The sequence below is a fragment of the Pedobacter sp. 10L46_2 genome, assembly GCF_056395165.1.
On the sequence record NZ_JBFTIZ010000412.1, the window covers coordinates 1 to 2,983 of the forward strand.

Here is a 2,983-nt window from a genome sequence, read left to right on the forward strand (position 1 = left end):
ATTTACAGCACAATATTTAAAATCAGGTTCTTTAGATAGGGGGTCTAGTATAGTACTGGTAACGTTGTTGGCTCTGTTTAAATCGCTGCCCAATATTTTTCCCCAATGCATAGGGAGAAATACTACGCCTTGTTTTATGGAGGCAGACAGCTTTGCCTTAACCTGCACTTCACCACGTCTGGATCGTACAACTATAACCTGATTATCTTCTATAGATAAGAATTCTGCATCTGTTGGATTGATTTCCATAAAAGCATCTTTAATATGCTGTTTAAGCTTGCTCACTTTGCCAGTTTTAGACATGGTATGCCAGTGATCACGAACTCTGCCTGTGGTTAGGATAAATGGAAAATCTTCGTCAGGAAGTTCGCTGTTCAGCTGATCGGAGGGGCTGTGTATAATCGCTTTCTTGGATCTTGTATGAAATGAATGATTTGTAAACAGACGTTTTGTGCCACTCTCGGTTCTTTTGTTGAATGGCCATTGCAGGGTATTGCTCTTGTCGATTTGTTTATAGTCGAGCCCATGTATATTAATGCTGGTTCTATAGGTGAGTTTTGCATGTTCTTTGTATATATCCTCCATGCTGTTGTACTCAAACCCATTATAGCCCATTTTTTTTGCAAAACGGCAGATGATTTCTGCATCAGGAAGTGCTTCTCCGGGTGCATCGATAACCTTATTCAGGTGACTTATCCTTCTTTCGGAATTGGTCATGGTGCCTTCTTTTTCTGTCCAGGCTGCTGCAGGTAAAATAACATCAGCATAAGCAAGCGTCTCTGCCTTATCAGTAATTTCCTGTATCACAACAAATTTTGCTCTTTTTAAAGCTTCTTCGGCAAACCGTGCATTGGGTAAACTTGTTAATGGGTTTGTGCAAAGTATCCAGATTGCTTTAAGCCGGCCATCATGCAGGGCCTCAAACATTTCTGTAGCGGTAAGCCCTGTTTTGCCGGAAATTGTTGTTCCTCCCCAGAATTTTTGCACTTCCTGACGATGTAGTTCATTTGATAGGTCGCGATGCGCAGGAAGAAGATTTGCAAGTCCACCTACTTCGCGACCACCCATTGCATTTGGTTGTCCGGTAAGTGAAAAGGGGCCAGAACCCGGCTTTCCAATGTGGCCTGTAATAAGATTCAGGTTAATTAGACTCAGATTCTTGTTAACACCAATTGAACTTTGATTAAGTCCCATTGTCCACATCGTTAAAAAGCCTTTGGCATCGCCTATATATGTTGCCGCAAGTTGTATCTCAGATTCCGTGACGCCGCAGATTTTGGCTGATTCTTCTAAAGTCCTTTCAAATACCTTCCGTTTGTAATCGGAAAAGCCTTCTGTGTGATTGCTTATAAAATTACTGTCTACATTGCCTGTTTCAATAAGTGCCCGGCCTATTGCATGGTTCAGTGTTACATCGGTTCCAGGATTGATTTGCAAGTGAAGATCGGCAAGACCGCAAGAGTCTGTCACTCTTGGGTCTGCTACAATAATTTTAATGTTTGGATTTGCGGCTTTATGGGCTTCAACTCTACGCCAAAGTATTGGGTGGCACCATGCGGGATTAGCACCGGTAACGAAAAAGCAGTCGGCAAGTTCAATATCGTCATAGCACACCGGAACACTATCTTCACCTAAAGCCATTTTATAAGCAGTAACAGCACTGCTCATGCAAAGACGAGAATTGGTGTCGATATTGTTACTGCCTATAAAACCTTTAATTAATTTATTGATAACATAGTATTCTTCGGTGAGGCATTGCCCAGACGCATAAAAAGCAACAGAATCGGGGCCATATTTATCAATAAAAGTCTTAAAAACAGCTGCTGTCCGATTCAGTGCATCTTCCCAGCTTACCCTTTGTAAGGGCATATTTTTATTATACCTCATTTGAGGATAAAGGAGACGATCGCTTTTATCGTTTACTGTGTACTGGAGGTTAAGTCCCTTACTGCAAAGCATGCCATGGTTTACCGGATGATCTTTGTCGCCCTGTACTGTAATGGTCTTGTTTTTTTCTAAAGTAACGTTTACGCCACAGCCAACACCACAATAGCAGCATGTACTTTTAAAAACTTTGTTTTTATCTCCAGACATACATGTTTTCTGTTAGGTAGAATTAAGCCTGTTGAAACTCTTGTTTTACTGTTTCCGTATTTTCGGATCTTTTTAATTGAAATCGGGTAATAAATACCAGCAGACCAATTACTGCTACCCCAATTCCTATGTAGTGAAAAGCGTCAGCGTAGGTGAGGTGCTCTGATTTAAAAAGAAAGCCTACCAGCATTGCACCTATATTTCCGCCTGCACCAACAATACCACTTACAGAGCCAATTGCATCTTTATTGATGAAAGGGACAATGCCATAAGTGCCACCATTGGCCATTTTTAGAAATAGTGCAAACAAAAGCATTGCTGCTATAGCTAAACCAAGAGTTTGTGATTGGGCAAATAAGCTAATCCCAATTCCTTCCAAAACTAACAATGCCCCTAGTAGTATTCCTTTTCCTCTAAGGCCATAAGATTTTCCAACTTTATCACTAACAAAGCCACCGAGTGCCCTTGCAAAAATGTTCATGCCACCAAATATGCTCGCCATGGCACCGGCCATAATCATTGATGCACCGAACTGATCTGTGAAAAATGTTGCAGCAACATTATCAACGGTTATCTCTATTCCAAAGCATGCAGCGTAAGCTAATGCCAGCACCCATGTTCTGTAATCTTTTAATGCGGCCATAAAAGAGCCTTTTTGAGTTTTTTTGACTTTAATGACCTGTAAATCATTAAAGTTTCCGGCAGGCGTATCTTTTGTGTACTTGTAGTAAATAAAAGCCATAACTAATAGAATTACCCCCGGAACGATCATAGCAACCCTCCATGAGTTGGCCTGACTTACAAAGCCCAGGCCTGCAAAACCAGCTGCAATAAGTGGCATAATCAGGTTTGTAACTCCACCACCAAGATTTCCCCAGCCGCCTGTAAC

2 protein-coding genes are annotated in these 2,983 nt (G+C 41.4%); both read right to left on the minus strand.

From position 1 onward, the window contains the following. Positions 1-2,094: molybdopterin oxidoreductase family protein (locus AC1DDX_RS25960; RefSeq protein WP_477622874.1), on the minus strand; the 2,094-nt coding region annotated here is incomplete at its 3' end. A 22-nt stretch (positions 2,095-2,116) separates the two neighbouring features. Further along, positions 2,117-2,983, minus strand: an 867-nt coding sequence (locus AC1DDX_RS25965) for an MFS transporter (RefSeq protein ID WP_477622875.1), incomplete at its 5' end; no start/stop codon positions are given.